19 protein-coding genes and 1 riboswitch are annotated in these 18,891 nt (G+C 42.8%); of the genes, 2 read left to right on the top strand and 17 right to left on the bottom strand.

Annotation, left to right across the window (positions count from 1 at the left end; genetic code table 11):
- Positions 1 to 145 precede the first annotated feature (145 nt).
- The 7 genes from DIC78_RS19955 to DIC78_RS19925 all read right to left on the bottom strand — a co-directional run bounded on the left by DIC78_RS19955 (position 146) and on the right by DIC78_RS19925 (position 6,116).
- Positions 146 to 730 carry a genetic competence negative regulator gene (locus tag DIC78_RS19955; protein ID WP_010334765.1) on the bottom strand — a complete coding sequence of 195 codons (585 nt, stop codon included), beginning with the start codon at positions 728 to 730 and terminating at the stop codon, positions 146 to 148.
- Positions 731 to 881: 151 nt separating this feature from the next.
- The gene (locus tag DIC78_RS19950) at positions 882 to 1,661 is read right to left on the bottom strand and encodes a metallophosphoesterase (protein ID WP_106020035.1); all 780 of its coding nucleotides are present in this window, start codon (positions 1,659 to 1,661) and stop codon (positions 882 to 884) included.
- Positions 1,662 to 1,746: 85 nt separating this feature from the next.
- Entirely contained in the window at positions 1,747 to 2,190 is a 444-nt protein-coding gene (locus DIC78_RS19945; protein ID WP_127696815.1) for a YpbF family protein, read from the bottom strand.
- Positions 2,191 to 2,254: 64 nt separating this feature from the next.
- Positions 2,255 to 2,995, bottom strand: a complete 741-nt coding sequence (locus DIC78_RS19940) for a LysM peptidoglycan-binding domain-containing protein (protein ID WP_127696814.1) — start codon at positions 2,993 to 2,995, stop codon at positions 2,255 to 2,257.
- Positions 2,979 to 3,560 carry a CPBP family intramembrane glutamic endopeptidase gene (locus DIC78_RS19935; RefSeq protein WP_283912421.1) on the bottom strand — a complete coding sequence of 194 codons (582 nt, stop codon included), beginning with the start codon at positions 3,558 to 3,560 and terminating at the stop codon, positions 2,979 to 2,981. The genes DIC78_RS19940 and DIC78_RS19935 overlap by 17 nt, the downstream gene beginning before the upstream one ends.
- 14 nt (positions 3,561 to 3,574) lie before the next feature.
- A complete protein-coding gene (locus tag DIC78_RS19930) occupies positions 3,575 to 5,065 on the bottom strand; it encodes a RecQ family ATP-dependent DNA helicase (RefSeq protein WP_106020037.1) in 1,491 nt (496 codons plus the stop codon).
- Positions 5,058 to 6,116 (bottom strand): YpbB family protein, encoded by a 1,059-nt coding sequence (locus tag DIC78_RS19925; protein WP_127696947.1) that lies wholly within the window; start codon positions 6,114 to 6,116, stop codon positions 5,058 to 5,060. The genes DIC78_RS19930 and DIC78_RS19925 overlap by 8 nt, the downstream gene beginning before the upstream one ends.
- A gap of 265 nt (positions 6,117 to 6,381) precedes the next feature.
- Between DIC78_RS19925 and DIC78_RS19920 the strand changes: the two genes are divergently transcribed.
- Positions 6,382 to 6,630: a ferredoxin gene (locus DIC78_RS19920; protein ID WP_003225461.1), complete on the top strand. Its 249-nt coding sequence runs from the start codon at positions 6,382 to 6,384 to the stop codon at positions 6,628 to 6,630.
- Positions 6,631 to 6,669: 39 nt separating this feature from the next.
- On the opposite strand, the gene fmnP is transcribed toward DIC78_RS19920, so the two are convergent.
- Complete coding sequence (gene fmnP, locus DIC78_RS19915) at positions 6,670 to 7,242, bottom strand: riboflavin transporter FmnP (RefSeq protein WP_024121894.1); 573 nt, start codon at positions 7,240 to 7,242, stop codon at positions 6,670 to 6,672.
- 156 nt (positions 7,243 to 7,398) lie between these two features.
- Positions 7,399 to 7,533: riboswitch (FMN riboswitch) on the bottom strand.
- 206 nt (positions 7,534 to 7,739) lie between these two features.
- Here fmnP and serA point away from each other — a divergent pair.
- A complete protein-coding gene (serA, locus tag DIC78_RS19910) occupies positions 7,740 to 9,317 on the top strand; it encodes a phosphoglycerate dehydrogenase (protein ID WP_101860353.1) in 1,578 nt (525 codons plus the stop codon).
- Positions 9,318 to 9,375: 58 nt separating this feature from the next.
- Here the strand turns inward: serA and aroD are convergent, their stop codons facing one another.
- The 9 genes from aroD to rluB form a co-directional block, all read right to left on the bottom strand.
- Positions 9,376 to 10,137, bottom strand: a complete 762-nt coding sequence (aroD, locus tag DIC78_RS19905) for a type I 3-dehydroquinate dehydratase (protein ID WP_127696813.1) — start codon at positions 10,135 to 10,137, stop codon at positions 9,376 to 9,378.
- A 112-nt stretch (positions 10,138 to 10,249) separates the two neighbouring features.
- A complete protein-coding gene (locus DIC78_RS19900; RefSeq protein ID WP_127696812.1) occupies positions 10,250 to 11,359 on the bottom strand; it encodes a sigma-X negative effector in 1,110 nt (369 codons plus the stop codon).
- Positions 11,295 to 11,879 (bottom strand): RNA polymerase sigma factor SigX, encoded by a 585-nt coding sequence (gene sigX, locus DIC78_RS19895; protein ID WP_024121898.1) that lies wholly within the window; start codon positions 11,877 to 11,879, stop codon positions 11,295 to 11,297. The genes DIC78_RS19900 and sigX overlap by 65 nt, the downstream gene beginning before the upstream one ends.
- A gap of 203 nt (positions 11,880 to 12,082) precedes the next feature.
- Positions 12,083 to 13,849 carry a sensor histidine kinase ResE gene (gene resE / locus DIC78_RS19890; protein ID WP_024121899.1) on the bottom strand — a complete coding sequence of 589 codons (1,767 nt, stop codon included), beginning with the start codon at positions 13,847 to 13,849 and terminating at the stop codon, positions 12,083 to 12,085.
- Positions 13,846 to 14,568, bottom strand: coding sequence for a DNA-binding response regulator ResD (gene resD, locus DIC78_RS19885; RefSeq protein ID WP_095713202.1), 723 nt, complete (start codon positions 14,566 to 14,568; stop codon positions 13,846 to 13,848). The genes resE and resD overlap by 4 nt, the downstream gene beginning before the upstream one ends.
- 82 nt (positions 14,569 to 14,650) lie before the next feature.
- Positions 14,651 to 15,826 (bottom strand): c-type cytochrome biogenesis protein CcsB, encoded by a 1,176-nt coding sequence (gene ccsB, locus DIC78_RS19880; RefSeq protein WP_024121900.1) that lies wholly within the window; start codon positions 15,824 to 15,826, stop codon positions 14,651 to 14,653.
- Between the two features lie 19 nt (positions 15,827 to 15,845).
- Positions 15,846 to 17,474, bottom strand: a complete 1,629-nt coding sequence (gene resB, locus DIC78_RS19875) for a cytochrome c biogenesis protein ResB (RefSeq protein ID WP_127696811.1) — start codon at positions 17,472 to 17,474, stop codon at positions 15,846 to 15,848.
- Positions 17,471 to 18,010 (bottom strand): thiol-disulfide oxidoreductase ResA, encoded by a 540-nt coding sequence (gene resA / locus DIC78_RS19870; RefSeq protein ID WP_044154915.1) that lies wholly within the window; start codon positions 18,008 to 18,010, stop codon positions 17,471 to 17,473. The genes resB and resA overlap by 4 nt, the downstream gene beginning before the upstream one ends.
- Before the next feature lie 93 nt (positions 18,011 to 18,103).
- The gene (gene rluB / locus DIC78_RS19865; protein ID WP_024121903.1) at positions 18,104 to 18,838 is read right to left on the bottom strand and encodes a 23S rRNA pseudouridine(2605) synthase RluB; all 735 of its coding nucleotides are present in this window, start codon (positions 18,836 to 18,838) and stop codon (positions 18,104 to 18,106) included.
- Positions 18,839 to 18,891: the final 53 nt, after the last annotated feature.

Genomic DNA, 18,891 nt, shown 5'->3' with positions numbered 1-18,891 from the left:
TCCTAGAATCTTCTGTTTCTCACATGCTCCCTTTCAGAGAATAGTATACACCTTCATATGATCTATGCATAGGATAAACGTTATGTTTTTCCATGTTTTTTAACAAAAAAAACCGCTGTAAAAAACAGCAGTTTTTCTTCCATTCTTATGAAAAATGAGTTTGGATTGTCTCTACAGCATTTCCGTCCATAATGAGCTTACCATACTCTTGTAAGCGATAAATCGTTAATGTTGTCGGATTGCCGTATTCAGCCAGGACCGCCACAACACCCTCGGCAGTCTGTGATCCCAAGTCTTCAAGGCTCAGAAAGTACTGTCCTTCATAGTGGTAGACAGTTCCTCCTGTGATACCGATCCGCTGTAAGCTTTCAGAAAGCTGAATGATATCTTCAAAGGAATGGAATTGATATATGATGTCCGCGCTCTCGTCAAGCTTGACTTGCATTTCGATGTAATCATCATCATACTCATCTTCTTCTGAATCCGCTTCTTGGTTCTTTGTTACGATCACAACCATCCCTTGTGCTTGGAGAGAATACACTTCCACTGCAATCGGTCCATTCGCTTCAAAGCCGAGCTCTGTATTTGCTTCATTCATCATATCTTTAAATAACTGGTGGACTTTAAATGAGTCCTTCCAGAGGTCTTCTTTTGTTAATCCACGATCAGTTAAATCATCGAGGGTCAAGAAGATTTTGATCTTATTATAATTCAGACGCTCAAGCCGCATAACGTTCCCTCCTGCCTCTACTTGCACACAAATCATATAACACATTATATGAGATGATGAGTCATAGGTTCTTAATTGTTATCAGTTTACACTGAGTTCACTAGTAAGACAAGCACAATGCAGTTTTTTATTGACACACTCTTTAGGGAAGTCATTCAGGTGCTGCAAGTGTCACGATGTGTGCCTCAGGCTCCGCCCCTAAACGAAGGGGCACTTTTGTTGTGCCGTACCCATTGCTGATGAGGTACGCAGCATTTTTAACAAAACCGGTTGTACCAAGCTCATAAGGGCCAAATTTCCCAAATCGAATCTGCCCGCCATGGGTATGCCCGCTGAATATCACATCAATACCGTCAGTTTCATTGATTTGTTGATGGATCTCAGGGTTATGGCAAACCAGAACGTTCACCTGGTTCCCGTCAATTTCTTTAATCGCTTCTTCATAATCATCCATCTCCATCCTGATGTCATCCACTCCGGCTATGGTGATGGTATGTCCGTTATACGCAAAAGGAACCGATTCATTTCGCAGCGTAATAATACGGTGCGTTTTAAATATAGCATACAGTTCCCGCTGACTGATTTCATAATCATTGTTTCCCCAGACAAACATGACAGGGACTCCCAAACCCGCAAGCCTTCTGACGTTTTCCTCAATTCTCGAGCAGGACACCCCGCCCTCAGCTAAATCACCCCCGATTATAACCAGATCCGGCTGATGGCCCTGCGCTTCCTCTAAAAGACCGTGATCAACAATACGTTTATGAATGTCAGATATAAAAAAGATCGTAAGAGGCGGCTTCCCCTTCATTTTTGATAACGTAAATGTATGGATTTTTAGGTGATTGCCTTTTGCCACTGAATACATTTTTGCCGTCATTGCCGCTGCTGCAATAGCCAATGCACCGGCAATTTTCATTGATCGCTTCATTAAAAACTCTCCATTCTTTTAGAACTTATCAATAAGACGGACAATAAAAAAAAGACGTTTCTATCGTTTGAGAAAACGCCCCATTTTATTTACTTTCAAAATATAGATTAATATCGTATTGGTGCTTCATCAATTGAAAAACAGATTCTCTCGCCTTCCATTTATCAGGCTGCGGCCAAAGATCAGTGCTTTTCTGAATAATTTCACATCTCAGTTTATGGAAATCACCCTCGGCTTTTTCTTCTTTTTTCTTAAAATAATATGAAGTGCAGTATGCAAAAGCAGTTGCCATCATCCAAAATAAATAAAAGGTATGGCTGAGCGTTTCTTGAAGAATGAGCTGAGGCGCCGGACTTTTGATCATCATTAGAAGACATAATAAGCCCAGGCAAATGAGTGAGGTCCACCGCCACCTGCGGCATTGCGCAGCATAGTTTTCGTATTTTTGTTTTCGTTTCACCAACGCCTGTAGCATCTGTTTGGTCGGCGCGTCCGTAAATCGGTCCAGCTGGTTCCATAAGGATTCCATACGCTTCACACCTTGTCCCTTTTCATTGCTACAATATATGAGCCTGCGATCAAAAAGATGCCCGCTAATAAGTCAAAGGGATGTCCAAAATTTGCCCGGTATAAACGTCATTTCCGTTCAAATGGTTATAGGCACGGATCTTTTCTTCTCCTGATCTGCTTTTATAATATTTCATGGAAATTCGGTACAGCGTTTCTTTCTTTTGAACGGTGTGCTGAACGATACGTTTTGCCTCCGTATCTTGAACTGGTTCAGACTGCTGCTGTACCTGTTCCTGCTCTTTTTGGACTGTTTTTTCCGGGGAAGGGGAAGCAGCCGCGCTTTTTGCTTCCTGTTTGTTTGCTGTGTTCTCTTTTTCCGCTACAGCAGGCTGCTTCTTATCAGTTGTTGCTTCTGTTTGTTTCTCTGTCTTTTTGCCTTCAGATTTTTTTTTTGACTCTTCGCGCAGGACTGTCTCTGCCGTTTCTTTTTTGGCCTCTGGTTTTTGGACCACCTCGTATTTACTCTGGCTGCTGTTTATAAAAACATCTTCATAATCATCGGGATTTCCCGGATGGCTTTTCATTAGATAAAATAAGGTGACAAAGACGATAACCGGCACAAATACAAACAGTACTGCGAGAGTGGTAAATAACGGCGTTCTTGTTTTGCCTTGCTTTTTTTTCTTCTCTCTTTGATTTTTTACAGATTGTCTTGTCGGAAGGCTTTCTTCATCATCTTCGAAAAGGTCGTCCGCCAATGAGGTTTTATGGTCTTCATAAAGATTCTGGGCTTTTCTTCTCTCTACTCTAGACATGTTCGTCATGTGTATCCCTCCTAACATGTTCAAAACGAATCTGACAGGCAAACACGGCATCAATAATAAAATGCGCCGTTACCGGAACAAATAGATTGCCGGTCCATTCATAAATCAGTCCAAGCAAAAAGCTGATTGCCGTCACCATGATAAATAGCAGCCATTTTGTCAAATACCGAAAATGAAGAACAGCAAATACAAGACTGGCCGCCCATAAACCAATATGGGTCTGCAGCACTCCCCTGAATAACATTTCTTCAGCAAAAGAAATCAGAAGCGTTAAAAATATAATATGAGGGATTGGCCTTTTACTGAATAACTTTTTATTGATTCCGCCGTCATCATATAAATGAGGCGGACACCATTTCATGATTGCCATGTCGGCTAAAATGACAATAACCGCCAAAGAAACACCATACCAAATGATTCTTGTATCTCTAATATGCCAGAGGCTGAAAAAATCACTTATATCCTGAAAAAAGAACAAAACGGCAGCAGCGGACACCATGATGATCAGAAGCTGTGTCATGTATAGCTGCTTCAGTATATCACGGTCAGACAGATGCTGGATCAAATCCTTTTGCTGTTTCAGTTCGGCTCACCTACAGTCTCTAGACTGAATATACGGTGCAATTCCGATCTCCAGCCGTCTAATGGCGCTTTTTGGACGCGCTCCTCTTTTTGTTCATACAGCGAAAGATCAAAACCGCAATGTGAACAGCATGGCATGCTTCCTTTATCGGGCTCGTATGTTTCATCAAAATAGGCTAACAGCGATTGTCTTAAACAGCCATCGCGATGAAGTAAAGCTGCCACGTGACGCATTTTTTCAAGTTTCAGCTCCATGCGATACGTGATTTCCCGCTTGATCAGATCAATTGATGTTTTCCCCTGCATAAAGAGATGGATGATCATGCGCGACTGCGTCTCTGTGATACCATATTGCATGAATAATTCGCGCAGTTTTCTTTCGTCCTGTTCTTCCGTTTCTTCCAGCACGCGAATAACATTGGCGATTTCTCCATCCGCAAGGCTCTCCATTTGGATAATCTGCTCCTGCAATTCGAAATCTCCAGGCGCTCTGAGCAAAATGCTGACACTCGGTTTTCCGTCACGCCCTGCTCTGCCGATTTCCTGCATAAAAGCTTCAGCCGTCTGCGGGAGATAAAAATGGATGACATATTTGATATCAGATTTATCAACACCCATGCCGAACGCATTTGTACAGCAAATGACATCAAGCTGATTATTGATAAATTGCTGCTGAATTAACATTCTGTCACCAGAATCCATGCCGCCATGGTAATAATCAACCCTGCTGCTTGTTTTATATTTAATTTCCTCCGCTAATTCCTCTGCCCATTTCCTTGTCGGACAATAGACAATTCCCGGTCCTTGCAGGTTTTCAACCAGCTGAATGACCCTATCTATTTTTTCGGCAGTATCCGCGGTATTTTCAACTTTGAGCGCAATATTCGGCCGGTTAACTGAGTTAAGATGCTGTTCGGCATGCTGCAGATCAAGCAAATTCATGACATCATGCAGCGTATCCTTCGTCGCCGTAGCCGTCAGAGCAAGCACCGGCGGATGCCCTAGTTTTTTTCTCAGCTGTCCAAGCTTTGAATAATCAGGTCTAAAATCATGTCCCCATTCCGATATACAATGCGCTTCATCAATAACAAAAAGACTGATCGGAACGCTCTTTAATTTTTCCAGGACATATGACGACTGCAATGCTTCGGGCGACAGATACAAAAATTTGTAGCGGTGGATATGCTCCAAAACGAAATGTCTTTCCTGCCTGCCGAGCATGCTATTCAATGCGGCAGCTCGTTTTTCTCCCCGCGCTTTCAGCTGCTGCACCTGGTCCTCCATTAAAGAAAGCAAAGGAGAAACGATTAATATCATACCGTCAAGCATATAACCGGGCAACTGGTAGCAAAGAGACTTTCCTCCCCCTGTCGGAAGCATTGCAATGGTATCCTTTCCGCTGAGTACACTTCTGATGATGTCCTCCTGCCCTTTTTTAAAGGAATGAAAACCAAAAAACTGATATAACGCTTGCTGTAATTTAGTCATACTGTTTCACCTGCTTTGCCAATGCCAGCCTGATTTGAAAGTAGCTGAACCGCTGCTCTAGGCCTTCTCGAATTTGTTTGATCTTGTTTGTCCGCATGCGTTTGGCGAACTCAGCAATTTGGAGCTGATCTTCAGCCGAAATATATCCATCAATCACAAAAGCCGGCTCATGAAGAGAAATTTCGACGATATGGTCTTCAATTGTGGCGGTTTTCAGCTTTCTGATTTCAGCAATTCGCTGAATCGGAATCCCTTGTCTGACCAACTGCCATGTTTTTCTCGTAGAATCAGTCAGTGCATTCTCCAAATGCACATCAGAAAGAAGATCCTTTAATATAGAATCTTCACATTGCGGCAAGGAATGAATAAAATAATGTACCGCAGCCCAAAACAAGACATAAACGTACCACTCGTCTTCTTTCAGATTGTCAGCAAGCTGCCTGCTCGTATAACCGATCCTATTATATGAAGTTAATGAGTAGACAAAGATAAGAGCTGCTTTCTCGTCAAGCTTTTGCAAATAATTCTCCAGCATATCCTGCAAGCCTCTTGCCAGTTTTTCATGATCCTTTTGCTTGTGCATGTATCGCTTGACCCAGTGAAGCGTCTTATAATCTTTTGTGACGGGAATATACTGTCTGCTGCTGTGCTGCTTATTTGATAATACCTGTACGAGAAGGGAAAGTCTTTTCCAGAGCACGCTTGCGGCCTGCTGAAAATAAGCACCGTGGCAATGGGCTGGCCAAGGCCGTTCACTCAGCGCCTGCCTCAACATGCTTTCGCCTCTAATAGTCACTCTGTATGTATCTGTTTCTGACATCGGTTCCAGAAATGACTGCTGTTCAAGCTTGCGGAGTGAGGCTGAAATGTCGCTTCTTGAACATTGCGGAGCCATTCCAAAATATCTTGCAGTCTGAAATAAGCCGGCATCTTGAATGGTTTGTGACGATCTTTTTCCTTTGAATAAGTGAAAAACGGCACTTCCTGTCCGTTCCCCGTTTATTTTAGAAAGGCAATCGAGAACCATGATATCAAAGTAATTTAATGACAACCTATCCACCCACATTCTTCCTGACAAATATCGCTGGTTTGTTCTTTTTATTTTAACAGATTTTAAACAGAAATCGACGTTTAAAGTCATCATTAGGGGGGATGTTATGTAGATAACCCCTTATGTGATAAGCATTCTCAATCATTTTTCTGTTGAAATGTGGCATCAACATCATTACAATAAGTAAGAGGAATAGGTGTTAAATTGATTAAATATAAAGATTGATCCATTTGTTCCACCAAGAACAATCTGGGAGGTTTTATTCATGGCAAAGTACACAATCGTAGACAAAGATACATGCATTGCATGCGGCGCTTGCGGAGCGGCTGCACCAGACATTTACGATTACGATGATGAAGGCATCGCGTTCGTAACGCTTGACGAAAACAAAGGCGTTGTCGAAGTTCCTGAAGTACTGGAAGAAGATATGATTGACGCATTTGAAGGATGCCCTACTGATTCCATCAAAGTGGCGGATGAGCCGTTTGAGGGCGACCCGCTTAAATTTGAATAGAAGTAATCGAAAAAGCTCCCCTATGGGAGCTTTTTTTATTTAATGAATATGCGCGCTTCTTTGCTGTTCAATCCACGGTTTAAGCTTGATAAAGATAAGTGTGAACACGATCGTAATGACAATGCCTTTTATGACGTTAAATGGCAGGATACCAGCGACTACCGCTGTTTTCAGCGCACTGTCGGATAATGCCGGGGAGTGTAAAAACCATGTGTAGGCCGGAAGAATCAGAACATAATTCAGAATGCTCATCAGCACCGTCATAGCTGCAGTTCCAAGCAGAAGACTTACTGCCAGGCCTTTTGCTGAGTTCAGCTTTTTAAATAAGAAAGCAGTCGGCAAAATAAAGAGTGTTCCGGCAATGAAATTTGCAATTTGTCCTACAGGCACTCCAGCCATGCTCCCCTGAATGATATATTGAAGAACGTTTTTTATCGCTTCAACGGCAATACCCGCTAAAGGTCCGTATATAAGAATCGCAATAATGGCAGGGACATCACTGAAATCAATTTTTAAATAATCAGGAAGCCCCGGAAACGGAAAATTTAACAGCATCAAAACAAATGCGATGCTGCTCAGCATGCTGATCACGACTAATTTTTTTACTTTCAATTTGCTCTCTCCTTTTCGATCACATCTTACTCGAAAAGCGGAAAGGTTCTTTTTCAAGCCAATAAAAAAACCGCTCTATGATATAAAAGCGGGGTTTCAAAAATTTGGCTTGGTAAAGAAACGTTTGAAAACCTTTCTTTCAAAACGCTGCTGAACCTCCATCTTCTCCCATCCAGACTATACTGTCGGCTTCGGAATCGCACCGAATCCTGCTGTCAAAAACAGCTCGCGGGCTTAGAGCCATTGCTCATCACCGCCGGTAGGGAATTTCACCCTGCCCCGAAGATTGATCATATGAATTTGGTTCCATTATAAACGATAAACGGTTGGTTGTATAGATAATTGCTTCAAATTAAATATAACGCCAAAAGACTCTAAAACTGGTCAATTCCTCGCTTTCCTTTTATCCTTTACTGCGTCAATACACATTGACACTCTATTGAGAATATGTTAAATTATCAGATATTTAGTTTGTCAATTTAGGAGGAAATCTTACGATGTTTCGAGTATTGGTCTCAGACAAAATGAGCAACGACGGCTTACAACCACTTATTGAATCAGACTTTATTGAAATCGTCCAAAAAAACGTAGCAGATGCAGAGGATGAATTACATACCTTTGATGCTCTATTGGTGCGAAGCGCGACAAAAGTAACAGAAGACCTTTTTCAAAAAATGACTTCTTTAAAAATCGTCGGAAGAGCCGGTGTCGGTGTTGATAATATCGACATTGACGAAGCGACGAAACATGGGGTAATTGTTATTAATGCGCCAAACGGAAACACAATTTCCACAGCTGAGCACACATTCGCGATGATCTCATCTTTAATGAGACACATCCCTCAGGCCAATATCTCTGTAAAATCCAGAGAATGGAACCGCACAGCATATGTCGGTTCGGAACTTTACGGCAAAACACTTGGAATTGTAGGGTTAGGCAGAATCGGAAGCGAAATTGCACAGCGTGCGAGAGCCTTCGGTATGACCGTGCACGTTTTTGATCCTTTCTTAACAGAAGAAAGAGCGAAAAAAATCGGTGTTAACAGCCGTACGTTCGAAGAAGTCTTGGAAAGCGCAGATATCATCACTGTGCATACACCGTTAACAAAAGAAACAAAAGGCTTATTAAACAAAGAAACGATTGCAAAAACGAAAAAAGGTGTTCGCTTAATTAACTGTGCACGAGGCGGCATTATCGATGAGGCAGCTCTTCTTGAAGCTTTAGAAAGCGGCCATGTTGCCGGTGCGGCTCTTGACGTTTTTGAAGTTGAACCGCCAGTTGATAATAAACTCGTTGACCACCCGTTAGTGATTGCCACTCCTCACCTAGGGGCATCGACAAAAGAAGCGCAGCTGAATGTTGCAGCGCAAGTATCAGAAGAAGTTCTGCAGTTCGCAAAAGGTCTTCCTGTTATGTCAGCCATTAACCTGCCTGCCATGACAAAAGATGAATTCGCTAAGATTAAGCCGTACCACCAAATCGCAGGAAAAATCGGCAGCCTCGTATCACAATGCATGAAAGAGCCGGTACAGGATGTCGCGATTCAATATGAAGGCACAATTGCTAAACTTGAAACATCGTTTATTACAAAAAGCCTTCTGTCAGGCTTCTTAAAACCACGCGTTGACTCAACAGTTAACGAAGTAAATGCGGGCGGTGTCGCAAAAGAACGCGGCATTAGCTTTAGTGAAAAGATTTCCACTTCTGAATCTGGATACGATAATTGCATTAGCGTAAAAGTGACAGGAGACCGCAGCACCTTTACCGTTACAGCTACCTATATCCCTCATTTCGGAGAACGCATTGTCGAAATCAACGGGTTTAATATCGACTTTTATCCAACAGGCCACCTGGTTTACATCCAGCATCAGGATACGACGGGGGTCATCGGCCGAGTGGGACGTATTATCGGAGATAATGATATTAACATTGCAACCATGCAGGTTGGCCGTAAAGAAAAAGGCGGAGAAGCCATCATGATGCTTTCTTTTGACAGACATTTAGAAGATAAAATTGTGAAAGAACTAACAGATGTTCCTGATATCGTGTCTGTGAAACTTATTGATCTTCCATAATGAAAAAAACTCAAGCTCTGCAGCTTGAGTTTTTTTCTGCTTTTTAACGGTTTCCTGTTTATGTATGTTTGTGCAGTACTTCTAACACGTTTCTCAGTTCGGATACAGGTATTTGCCCAGGTGCTGAAGCCTCTTCTCCTGCGCCGAATGTGCAATCTGATCCAAATACCTCACCGCTCAGCCTGCTGACTAATCCCGTTCCCGCCATTGACATTGTGATCATCGGTCGGTCCGCATATTTTGTCTTCATCGTATACGTCGCATCAAGCAAGGTTAAAAGATCTCCTGCATCCTTCGGCATTACGGCTATTTTCGGAATATGCGCTCCTAACTCCTGCATTTTACGAAGCCGAGAAATGATCTCGTCCTTTGCAGGTGTTTTCTGAAAGTCATGATTAGACATAATCACGTAGACACCATTTTCTCCCGCTAAAGATACTAACGCATCAACGTTTGCCTCTCCTGAAAATAATTCAATATCGATAAAGTCTATATCTTTTGTGCGGATAGCCGTTTCCAGCAAAGCGATGTAGGAACTTACATCCATTTCTTTGCTCCCGCCTTCTTTATGCGATCTGAATGTAAATAGAAACAGCTTGTCTCTCAAAGACTCTCGCAGCTTTGAGATCATCTTTATGACTGCTTCGCTGTCGTCCGCTTTTTCAAATACATCGACTCGCCACTCGACAATATCCGGATCCAGTAATTTCACAGCTTCTGCTTCTTTTAAAATTTGCTTTTCTGTTTTACCCATCAGCGGAACGATGATTTTCGGCATCCCTTCACCGATGGAAACTCCTTTGATTGTTAACACGTTCACTCGTCTCAAATCCTTTCAATCTTTACCTTGTTTTATTATACACGGACAAGTTTTTTTTGAAAATTTCTATTATATGAAAAGCAACGAAAAAAGAGCCTGAAAAAAGGCTCTTTTAATGTAAGGAAATCGGATTTGGAGCAGCTGGAACCGGAATAGCTTCTGATACATCGTATCTGCCGATTTTTTTTGTTCCCGTTTCCGCAAAGGTCACTTCTGTAAAGCCAAACTCCTTTGCTGTTAAAAGAAGTCCCTCCAGCATTAAGATGCCGGCAATAGAATCCTCAACCCCCGAGTGTTTTGAGAAATGGATATATAAGTGATTCTGTTTCTCCGTTACAGATTTGACGGCACCCGCTTGAATAAGAGGTGCAGTATTTGTTTGATTGCTCGATTCCATTTCCTTAATAGCTTCTTTTACAGTATTAAATGCTCTTTCTGTTGGAACGAGAAAGTCTTGTCCTTGTTCATTTTGGTACAAGGAGTAGGCTCTATTCGACTGTTTAGGAATAGGAATTTCAGTAAAAGTACCATTTGAGCCAATACTGACGCCGTTCTTTTTCTGCTCCGATGAAAAAATTTTGATTTTTTCATAAGGACTCCATTTTAAAGATTCTTTCAGCAATTTTTTTAGTATTGCGTCGTCTTTTACAGAAAAAGCCTCAATGGGCTGATCGACTTGTATATTTAATTCCTTATGATTTTGGTTTTCCTTTACTTCCACTTCATCCATGAAGGAGGGAATCGTGATGGCGTGATCAAGGATATCCAATTGATCACTTTCAAACAGCACCTCCTGTATGGTTTGGTTTGATTTCGTTTTTTTAATGCTGACGGGTATAATTGTGGATGTTTCGGCATCGGCAATTGCTACAGTCGTATAGTTGTTCTGCTCCTTTTCAGGAACAACTAACGATGACTGATCCAGGGATAATGCAGCTTTTTTGCTGTCTGCTGTCTCAGTTTTCGTTATAGCGTTTTCTTGGGACGCTTCTTTTTGTTGAGGCTGTGCCTGATCAAAGAAATGAGGAGAAATAATGAAGGCGATATAAACCGCAACCGCAGTGGCACATGCGGGGCCAATCCACCTAACAGCGGACTTTTTTTTGCTTTTTGCCATCGAAAGCCGCTTATATATGTCTTGCGGAGAACGATGGTCTTTAACTGCCGGCAGTTGACTTAACAACTCCTTTATCTGTTCTTCGTTCCAATCTGACTTCATCATCCATTAGCTCCTCCCTCAAAAGCTCCATATGTTTCCGAAGTACTTTGAGCCCTCTGTGTTGGGTCGTTTTCACTTTGCTTTCCGAGAAGCGCAGAGCATTGGCTGTTTCCTGTATTGAATATCCCTGAATAAACCGTAAGATAATCACAGCTCTTTGATCGATCGTACATTGATCGAGCGCAGCATAAATTTCCCGGACATTTTCATGTTGAACCGCGAGTTCGTCCGGAAGCAATTGCTGATCTCTGACATCCTGTGTATCCCAATCAAATGTCCCGAGTACACGCTGTCTGATCGTCTGCTGCTTACGGAACCAGTCTATCGCCACATGGCGTGCAATCGACAAAAGCCATGTTTTTTCACTGCTTCTTCCTTCAAACGTATGATATGAATTTAATACACGAATATAAACCTCCTGAAGAAGGTCTTCAGCCTGGCTTTTATCCTTTACCATATAAAATAAAAATTGATATAAATCTTGATGGTAAGTTTTATATAACGCTTGAAAGGTTTCTTCCATAGGAAACCCCTCCGTTCCTTTAGTCGTAATAATAGCTTAAAAGTTACATTACAACTATATTACGAGAAACTGGAATTTGGAAGGGAATTTATATTAACATATCCTTAAATTTTATTAAGAAAAACCTTTTAAAAAACACCCGCTCGGATCAGCGGGTGTTTCTTATGGAACAAGATTCTTCGGCAAATTCAGACTCGACTTGATCATTTTGTCGGAATATAAAACGTAAACGTCGTTCCTTTGTCCATCCGGCTGTGCACCGTAATGGTACCGTTGTGAGCTTCCACAATATTTTTAACAATAGCGAGTCCCAGTCCGGTTCCTGCTCTGCCCCTTGTCCTTGCTTTATCCGCTTTATAGAACCGCTCAAAAATAAATGGCAGATCCTCTTCCGGTATGCCGGAGCCGGAATCTTTGACGTCTATTTTTATTCCATCCTTAACCGTATGAACGGAGATGGAGACATTGCCGCCTGATTGAGTATGACGCAGCGCGTTATCAATTAAATTGGTAAACACCTGCTCCATCTTATCTTCATCAAACATAAATTCCTCTTCAGTGAGAGAAATGTCCTGATGCAAAGAAATATTTTTTTCTTTGGCAACGCCGGAAAATTTGCGCATGATCTTTTCTATAAATTCATTAAGATTGATTTGTTCATAATGCAATCCAGTATGCCCTGATTCCATTCGCGCTAAATCAAGCAAATCGTTGACAAGGCGGCCCATTCGCAGCGACTCGTCATAAATAATTTGAGCAATCTCTTTTCGGTCTTCTTCGGAGCTCGCAATGTCATCGACAATGGCTTCACTATACCCTTGAAGCATGGAGATCGGCGTTCTTAATTCATGGCTGACATTTGCGATAAAGTCTTCGCGCAATTTATCAAGGCGGCGTTCTTCGGTCATATCTCGAAGAACGGCAACCGCGCCTCTGACATGCGATTCCGCATACAGCGGCGACATCAGCAGCACCCATGATCTGCCCTGCAGCGTCATTTCAATCATTTGTTCTTTTTCTGTGCTGACAGCATTTTGGAACAGTTCTTTTGCTTCTGGCGGAAGATTGTCGCCTTCTTTAATATTCATATTCTGCTCATAATACCAAGCCTGCAGAAAACGTTCGGCCGGCGGGTTTGTCACGAGAATCGTGCCGTCGATATTGATGGTAATCACTCCGTCAGCCATACTGCTTAATATGTTTGAAAGCTGTTCTTTTTCTTGGTTGAGCGCATTGATATGAAAGTTAAGCTGCCGCCCCATTTGATTAAAGGCGGTTGCCAGCTCACCGATTTCATCCTGGGTTAAAATCGGGATTTTCGTGTCAAACTTGCCCTTCGCCAAATCCTGTGCGCCCTCTCTCATTTTTCGAAGCGGATACGTGACCCTGCTTGATAAAAAGAAAGCAAAAAATGTGGTCAGCACAATCGCAATGCCTGCGGCAAGGAATATATAACGGGTCGTGTGTTTTGTTGTGTCTTTGACGGCAAGCAGAGATTGAGATAAAAAGACCATGCCTTTTTTTCCGTCTTTTTCATACGGAACACCCACAATCAGGCGTTCATTATCCGTGTCTCTGCCACTCAGGCCCGTGCGTTTACTGACTTTTTTATGGTTGTCCAGAGCCTGATGTAAATCCTTGTCCCGCTGTATTTGCTCAAGCGTGATAGATGAGAGCCGATTTTTATCGTTCGGCGAATACCAGTATTTTTTCTCATCCTGTATGATCGCAATGCTTGTTAAGTTATCAGCGAGCTCCCAGGTGATCGACCTTGCCAGCGCCTGATCCTCGTGTTTTTCTAAGATGACTGCGACTTTATTTGCAAGCTGGGTTAAATCATTTTCGGCTTCTTCCACATGATAATTTTCGATAAACTCGAGTAAAAGCACCGTTAAAATAAATAATACGATCAGGACAAGAGAAAGGATCGTAGCCCACAGCTTGCCTACTACGCTTTTCCAAAATTTCATTCAGCGCCTACCTCGAATTTATAACCGACGCCCCATACGGTGACGATTTTTTTGGCAGCTCCCGGTGATACTTTATTGAGCTTTTCCCGGAGACGTTTGACGTGTGTGTCTACTGTACGCAGATCGCCAAAAAATTCATACTGCCACACTTCCTTGAGAAGCTTTTCCCGATCATACACTTTGTCAGGTGTTTTCGCTAAGAAGTAAAGGAGCTCATACTCTTTCGGTGTTAAGCTCACTTCAGTTCCGTCAGCAGTTACCCGATGGGCATCATGATCGATTGACAGATGAGAAAACACCAATACGTTTTTCGTCGGCGTATTCGCATTGAAATAAGAGTTTTGAGATGCCCTTCTCAGAAGCGCTTTTACCCGCAGCACAACTTCTCTCGGACTAAACGGTTTGACAATGTAATCATCTGTTCCCGATTCAAACCCCTGCACCCGATTTGCTTCTTCTCCTTTTGCGGTCAGCATGATAATTGGTGTAGCTTTTTTTTCGCGAATTTGGCGGCAGACCTCAATTCCGTCTGTGCCAGGCATCATTAGGTCAAGCAAAATTAAGTCATAATTGGTTTCGAGGCCTTTGGCAATGGCTTCATCACCATTTTCCGCTTCTTCAATCACATAATTTTCACGTTCAAGATACATTTTTAAAAGGCGGCGAATTCTGGCTTCGTCATCAACTACTAATATTTTGGTTTCATTGGATTGGTCCATCGTTTTCCCCCTGCTTTCCTTCTGTTACTTTCATTTTATCAAATCGTGAGAAAGTTTGATAACTGTATCGCTTTGTTCTGGACTATGCATAAGAATGAAGTCCGGCAAGCACAAGATTTACGAATATTAAATTGAACATAATGATGGCAAAACCGATTACGGCCAGCCATGCTGATTTCTCACCGTGCCACCCTCTTGACAGCCTTAAATGCAAATAAGCGGCGTAAAACAAAAACGTGATCAGCGCCCATACTTCCTTCGGGTCCCAGCCCCAAAATCTCGTCCAAGCGAGCTGAGCCCAAATCATTGCAAAGATCAGCGCGCCGAGTGTAAAAATCGGAAAACCGATGGAAACGGCTCTGTAGCCAACCTCATCCACCAGATCAAGATTCACGTTTTTCACCAGAGGATGTAAACAGGCACTGATTCTTTTTCTGACGATCAGGCGAAGCGCTCCGTACAATAGGAGTCCAGCTCCAAACGACCAAATCACTGTGTTTACCTTTCTGCCTGAGAAAAGGGCCGGAAGCTCTGCAATGGGCTGCATTTTCCCCTTGGTGATAAGCTCACCCTCATGCGGACCTACAAGTGCGGGCATTTCATAGACCATCACGCTTTTTTCCTTATTCTTATCCACCCAGTTAAACTCAGCTTCATAGCCGGCAAAACGAAACACAGATGTTATCACAATAAAGGCAACTGCCGTCACCATAATAAACATGATAGCTTCAAGCCAAAAGGTTTTTTTACTTGGTTTTGTCTGGTCAACATGCTTCAAAAGAAAAATGACACCTGCGACAAAACTGATGGCGAGTATAGCTTGCCCCAGCGCGGCCGTGGTTACGTGGATATACAGCCAATTGCTCTGCAATGACGGAATTAAAGGCGAAATGTCCGTCGGAAACATGCTGGCGTATGCGATCAGCAATAAAGCGATCGATAATGTAAACAGACCTAATGAAGGCAATTGATAGATAAAATAAAGGATAATAAACGCAAGCACAAGCATCATGCCAAAGGCCGTTGTAAATTCAAACATGTTGCTGACAGGCGCATGGCCGCTGGCAGCCCACCTTGTAATAAAATAGCCCAGGTGGCAGAGAAAACCGATAATCGAAAGGGTAATCCCGATCGTCGCCCACCGGTTTGCCCTGTCTTTTTTATTTTTCCTTCCGCGTATGGCCCCGCCGAAAATCGGGACCGCAATTAAATACACAAGAAAGGCCGCATAAAGAAAATTTCCGCTCAGCTCCGCCATGACACCACTCCCTTTTCGCCTATTTCTGTGTTTTCATTAATTCTTTTTGGTCTGCTGGTTCAGTCAGCCCCGTATCGGCTAAAACAAATTTTAAATCCTGCTTTAGTCCGTACCAGTTTTTATTGGTATGGCCGGCAACCATGACTGCACCTTCCTGTGTATGCAGCCAGATTCTGCGGTGCTGCCAGTACATTCCTTGAATGACGCCAATCATAAAAATGGCTCCGCCGATGGCAAGCACCCAAAGCGTCAGATCTTTTCTGACTGTCAGACCGGTTATGTTTTTCGTTTCGACATGGTCAAATTTCAACTTGTACTTATTGCTGCCCGACCCTTCAATTGTTTCTTGAATGGCAACAAAGCTTTTTTCGCCTTTTGGCTTATCTGGCGTTATGATATTAAAAACAAACGCCGGATTGTTAGGGATTTTTGTTTTTGTGCTCGGCTCTCCGTCCTGATTAAAATAGAAGTCAGGAAGGTAGCTGGCGACCTCAACTTTGTAACCGTTGCCAAGATCATAAACCGAATCTGGATCCAATAGGTTGATCTGTAAGCTCCCAAAGGATTTTTTTGATTTTTTGTCAATCAGCTGAAACACCATCTGATCGAGCTGATTCTCTTTATAATCCACCTGATAAACAGAAAACGAATCAAAGCGCAGCGGCTGATTGACACGAATATCTTCTTCTTTTACTTTTTTCAGCTTCGGCTTCTCTCCGTAGACAATTTTGCCTTCCCGTTTATAGAGAACCGCGTCTGTTTGAAAGTTTTTCGCGACCTTTCCGCTTCCGACTCTGTCAATGGCATCAGCGAACACCTTTTTTTCTGTCTCGCTGTTATAAGTCTCTACGCTGAATTGATTGTTTTTCAAATAATATCTTCCGTCTGTGCCTGGAATTGCCGCAGTTTCGCCTTCTCTGACCCAGAGCGTTTCATCGACGTACATGCCCGGCACAAATCTCAGCATTGCGCCAATCAGGAAAATGATTAATCCTATGTGATTGACATACGGACCCCAGCGGGAAAAACGCCCTTTTTCCGCCAGAAGGCTGCCCTCTTGTTCTCGTATTCTATAACGCTTTTTCTTTAAGAGAGTCACAATCTTTTCTTTTTCTTCAAGGTTGAGCTCGGTCTCCGTTTCACTGAACAGCCGCTGTCTTTTTAAGAAAACAGGGCTTCTCCTGACCCCCTGATTTTTCAATGCCCTGTACAGGGGAATCACGCGGTCAAGGCTGCAGATGACAAGAGAAATGCCGATAGAGGCAATCAGCAGCAAGTACCACCAAGATCCATATAAATGATGGAACCCGAGTAAATAATAAAGCTGGCCAAACGTGCCGTATTGTTCTTTATAATATGTATCAGCCTGAGCGCCGGGGGGCAAATAGGCTTCTTGAGGAAATATAGTCCCGAATGCTGATGCTGCAAGGGTTATGACGATAAGCCATATTCCGACCTTAACCGAAGAAAAGAAGTTCCATATTTTATCAATGAACGTTTTGTTATAGGTTTGTGAACGTCTCGCACTTCCATCGTATCTCATATCAGCAAGCGGGGGCTGCGTTTCCTGAAGCGCCCTGCCGCACGATTCACATAAAACGGTTCCTACCGGGTTGATATGTCCGCATTCACATTTTACCTGCTTCATCCCGAAGTCGCTCCGGGTTTTATCAGATTCATATAGTCATGGATCATGCTTTCTGTCATAGTGCCGGTCACCACCTTGACAACTTTTCCTTCCGGATTGATTAAAAAGGTTGTCGGAAGCGGAGATACGCCATAGGCATCAAGCACCTGACGATCTGTATCCAGGACAACCGGAAAATTCACTCCGTAGGATTTCATAAAATTATGTACTGCTATCTTTGACTCCCCAACATTTACCGCGACAATTTCAACGCCTTGGTCTTTAAAATATTTGTATTGGTTCGCCATATAAGGAAATTCTTTTTTGCACGGCTCACACCAGGTGCCCCAGAAATTCAAAAAAACACCTTTTCCTTTTAAGTCACTCAGCTCAATACGTTCCCCATTCGTATCTTCAAGGACAAAATTCGGTGCCTCGGACCCTTCGGATATGCTCTCTTTGTCGGCAAATACAGCATTGTATATTGTATAGGCCAGCGCGCAGATTAAAACGAGAAGGATGCCGGTCCGAATGAATAAACGCCTTTTTTTCTTCATTGTCCACTGCCCCCTTCCCCTATTGCAGATCCATTCAATTATATCATTTCACAATCATTTCACATTTCTAACTTTTTGAAGGTTATGTGAAACTTAGAAAGCGTTTTTACCGTGTTCCGCTAGCGCTCTGAGTCTTTTGACTTCATGCGGCGTAAGCTCTCTTGCGTCTCCCGTATTTAAGCCTCTCAGATTTAAAAATGCGTATTCTTCCCGCTTCAGCTTAATTACTTCATGTCCGATTGCTTCAAACATGCGGCGCACTTGCCTGTTCCGTCCTTCATGGATGGTCAGCTGTATAATGCTTGTTTGTTTTTTCTTATCCAATGAAAGCAGCTTCGCTTTGGCAGGCGCTGTTTTGCCTTCCTCCAGCATAATGCCGCGCTCCAGCTTTCTGATCAGCTCTTTAGACGGTATGCCTTTTACCTTTGCTACATATGTTTTGTTTATTTCATATTTAGGGTGCATCAGCTTGTTGGCAAACTCGCCGTCATTGGTTAAAAGCAAAAGACCGCTTGTATCGTAATCCAGACGTCCGACCGGATAGATGCGCTGCGGCACTTCTCTAAAAAAGTCCGTCACGACTTTGCGCCCTTTGTCATCATCCGCTGCGGAGATCACGCCTCTTGGTTTATATAGCAGAAAATAAACAGGCTCTTCACGTTCCACCTTCAAGCCGTTTACTTCAATCTGATCAGAACCGGTGACTTTAACACCAAGCTCTGTTATTACTTTGCCGTTCACCTTTACTTTTCCTTCTTTAATCAGCTCTTCTGCCTTTCTGCGCGATGCAACTCCGGCGTGAGCAATTACTTTTTGCAGTCTTTCCATGTCTTTCACCTCAAGTATTATCTTACTTTTTTCAACCTGAACAAACAAGCTTT

This window comes from Bacillus halotolerans, from assembly GCF_004006435.1.
Taxonomy (GTDB): Bacteria; Bacillota; Bacilli; order Bacillales; family Bacillaceae; genus Bacillus; species Bacillus halotolerans.
The sequence above is the reverse complement of the archived record's forward strand: the minus strand, read 5'-3'. Positions and strand labels throughout refer to the sequence as shown.

What these genes read in the sequence shown, in the direction of transcription:
- DIC78_RS19955 (WP_010334765.1), bottom strand. Translation starts at nt 730, where the DNA reads ATGCGGCTTGAGCGTCTGAATTATAATAAGATCAAAATCTTCTTGACC.
- DIC78_RS19950 (WP_106020035.1), bottom strand. Translation starts at nt 1,661, where the DNA reads ATGAAGCGATCAATGAAAATTGCCGGTGCATTGGCTATTGCAGCAGCG.
- DIC78_RS19945 (WP_127696815.1), bottom strand. Translation starts at nt 2,190, where the DNA reads ATGGAATCCTTATGGAACCAGCTGGACCGATTTACGGACGCGCCGACC.
- DIC78_RS19940 (WP_127696814.1), bottom strand. Translation starts at nt 2,995, where the DNA reads ATGACGAACATGTCTAGAGTAGAGAGAAGAAAAGCCCAGAATCTTTAT.
- DIC78_RS19930 (WP_106020037.1), bottom strand. Translation starts at nt 5,065, where the DNA reads ATGACTAAATTACAGCAAGCGTTATATCAGTTTTTTGGTTTTCATTCC.
- DIC78_RS19920 (WP_003225461.1), top strand. Translation starts at nt 6,382, where the DNA reads ATGGCAAAGTACACAATCGTAGACAAAGATACATGCATTGCATGCGGC.
- serA (WP_101860353.1), top strand. Translation starts at nt 7,740, where the DNA reads ATGTTTCGAGTATTGGTCTCAGACAAAATGAGCAACGACGGCTTACAA.
- DIC78_RS19900 (WP_127696812.1), bottom strand. Translation starts at nt 11,359, where the DNA reads ATGATGAAGTCAGATTGGAACGAAGAACAGATAAAGGAGTTGTTAAGT.
- sigX (WP_024121898.1), bottom strand. Translation starts at nt 11,879, where the DNA reads ATGGAAGAAACCTTTCAAGCGTTATATAAAACTTACCATCAAGATTTA.
- resE (WP_024121899.1), bottom strand. Translation starts at nt 13,849, where the DNA reads ATGAAATTTTGGAAAAGCGTAGTAGGCAAGCTGTGGGCTACGATCCTT.
- resD (WP_095713202.1), bottom strand. Translation starts at nt 14,568, where the DNA reads ATGGACCAATCCAATGAAACCAAAATATTAGTAGTTGATGACGAAGCC.
- ccsB (WP_024121900.1), bottom strand. Translation starts at nt 15,826, where the DNA reads ATGGCGGAGCTGAGCGGAAATTTTCTTTATGCGGCCTTTCTTGTGTAT.
- resB (WP_127696811.1), bottom strand. Translation starts at nt 17,474, where the DNA reads ATGAAGCAGGTAAAATGTGAATGCGGACATATCAACCCGGTAGGAACC.
- resA (WP_044154915.1), bottom strand. Translation starts at nt 18,010, where the DNA reads ATGAAGAAAAAAAGGCGTTTATTCATTCGGACCGGCATCCTTCTCGTT.
- rluB (WP_024121903.1), bottom strand. Translation starts at nt 18,838, where the DNA reads ATGGAAAGACTGCAAAAAGTAATTGCTCACGCCGGAGTTGCATCGCGC.